Annotated in this window: 2 protein-coding genes; one reads left to right on the top strand and one right to left on the bottom strand. The window is 56.4% G+C overall.

The annotated features are described in order from the left end of the window. Positions 1-259: 259 nt before the first annotated feature. On the top strand, positions 260-616 hold the full coding sequence (locus F6X40_RS41275) for a hypothetical protein (RefSeq protein WP_187631861.1): 357 nt from the start codon (positions 260-262) through the stop codon (positions 614-616). A gap of 343 nt (positions 617-959) precedes the next feature. Here the strand turns inward: F6X40_RS41275 and F6X40_RS41280 are convergent, their stop codons facing one another. Continuing rightward, positions 960-2009 carry a methyltransferase gene (locus F6X40_RS41280; protein WP_184062637.1) on the bottom strand — a complete coding sequence of 350 codons (1050 nt, stop codon included), beginning with the start codon at positions 2007-2009 and terminating at the stop codon, positions 960-962. Between the last annotated feature and the right edge of the window lie 345 nt (positions 2010-2354).

Here is a 2354-nt window from a genome sequence, read left to right on the forward strand (position 1 = left end):
AAATCACATTTCGAAATCTCGTATTGAGGCTTCCCAGCACCATTCGGTCATGACAGGCCGCTAACGTGAATGTTGAAAGGCTATATCCGGTCGACTCCCGCCGACCGCATCGGGCAGGACCCGGCCAAGACCGGTCGTTCGACACACCGGCGCGAATCGTCGACAATCGAGTGAAACAACTTCATTTCCGACGGAAATCAGGCGGATGGAACCTTGCGAGATCCAATTTACAGTGGATAACCTTTGCCATTGCGCAGGCATGGGCGACTATGTGCTGACACCGCCTGATCGCAGTTATGCGGTCACGCTGCGATATCAGGGTGAACCGCCACATGGGGATTCATTTCACATTATTGATGTGGCCGGGCGCAGGTTTCCAGGCTATGCATGGGGTTGCATGTTCGTGATGTCCGATTGCTCGAACTTCATTGCCTTCAGTTGGATGGAACGGAAATTCGAAAGACTGACGACGGTGATCGACGTGAGACATTCCAGTTACTTCGTTTTGCAGCAATACATCTACCATCCACGCATCGAGTGGCCATCAATTCTGGACGCAGCGAACGAACAGGAAGCGTATGCATTCGACGGGACGGAGGCTTGGATGGTCTTTTGACGTTTCGAACCTTCATGTCCGCATCTAGGAGCCACCTTCGATTGGAGATTTGCGGTGGGGCAAGGTCTGCGCCTGATTATTACGCAGACGGTGCCCAAGGCCCTAGGCGCGGTCAGCACTACCTTCCGGTGCACCTCGCGGGGTGCCGTCTCCCGCCGCAGCGCCAACTATATCGATGTCTCCAAACAAAAGCATAGTCGGCGGTCTTCTCGGCGAAGGTTCTCGTTGCCCCGGGCCGGCTGGCCCGTCGGACGGTCGTCGGCCAGTTGCGGTCAATCGGCACGGCATCGTAGATCGTTGTCAATCTATGACCAGTCACCAAACTAGTGCACCGGCTGGCCGACTATCGAATCCCGATGATCATCGAATCCGGCCCGAGTAGTGGTTCGACCCGAATCTCCCTGAAGCCGACGTCGGCCATCCATTCACGGCACTGCGCACCCGTATAGTCAAAGCCCCCGGGCGTCTCGATTAGCATATTGAGGCTCATCAGCAAGCCGAACGCATTCTGTCTGCGCTCATCGTCAATAATGGCGTCGTAGACGATCAGGCAGCCGCCCGGAGGCAGCGCCTCATAACATTTGGCGAGCAGTTCGCGCTTCTGCTCGAGATTCCAGTCGTGAAGAATGTGGCCCATCACGAGCACGTCGGCCGACGGGCAGGCTTCCTTGAAGAAATCGCCCGGATGGAAACGAAGGCGCTCCTTTAACCCGTGTTCCGCGACATACTTGTCAAATAAAGGTCCGACTGCCGGCAAATCGAAGCCGCCACCCGTGAGATGCGGATGCGCGCTTGCAACCTCTACGACTAAAGCGCCTTGCGCCGCACCAATGTCGACGAACGAACCGTAGTCTTGCCAAGGAAATTTCTGCGCAAGCGCTTTAGCGGCGCCGAGGCTGATCCCAGTCATCGATTCCAGAAAAACACGCAGTGTTCGTTCGTTCCGATAGATCGCATCAAACGGGTTGCCGCCCTGCTTCGCCTCGTTCTGCGGCAGTCCGCTGCGCAGCGCTTCGGTAAGCGATCCCCAGAACGGATATAGTCGGTCGTTAGCCATTTGCAGTATTCCGCCGATATATCCCGGTTGCGTTCTATCGAGAAATAGTCCTGTCTCGCACGTGTTCCGATAGAGACCGTTTTCTCGCTCCAGCACCTGCAACGAAACCAAAGCATCGAGAAAGTCCAAAGCCGATCTCGGATGCAATCCCAACTCGTCAGTCAACTGCTCACCGTTGCGAGGCCCTTTCCCGAGGTGCGTAAATACACCGAGCTCGACCGCGGACAGCAACGCTTTAGAGCCCCAAAATCCCATGCCCAGTTGCATGAGATTAGCGGGCGAATAGGCTGCCCCGTCTACGTCGTCAGACACTCTTGTGCCGGATTGATATTCCATTGACTCATTTCCTTTGGCGAACGCGATAATGGGGTTGCGGTTTGTACTGCACGACTACATTCACAGAACACCTTGTCGTTAGACTTTATTCCCGCGCCCCAATCCAGGCAGACAAATTGCCCGAACAGTGCACGGCCCATTTCCGCTGAATCCCGCGGCTAAACTGGCGAGCACCGCGCCGCCCTGAATGTCCGGTCTCGGCGATCTCGAATGACTGAAACGGGTGTGCGCCGTGAAAAGGTGGCGCTTTCCAGCGGGTGCAAGCCCCGCCCGGCAACCGCTCCAGCCGGAAGCAACCGGAGCAGCTATGGAGGCAACGAAATGGCTGAAGCCTTCGGTGATGCG

The sequence above is a fragment of the Paraburkholderia sp. UCT31 genome (assembly GCF_014397655.1).
Taxonomy (GTDB): domain Bacteria; phylum Pseudomonadota; class Gammaproteobacteria; order Burkholderiales; family Burkholderiaceae; genus Paraburkholderia; species Paraburkholderia tuberum.

Coding starts and splice junctions, on each gene's coding strand:
- F6X40_RS41275 (WP_187631861.1), top strand. CDS start 260: ATGGGCGACTATGTGCTGACACCGCCTGATCGCAGTTATGCGGTCACG.
- F6X40_RS41280 (WP_184062637.1), bottom strand. CDS start 2,009: ATGGAATATCAATCCGGCACAAGAGTGTCTGACGACGTAGACGGGGCA.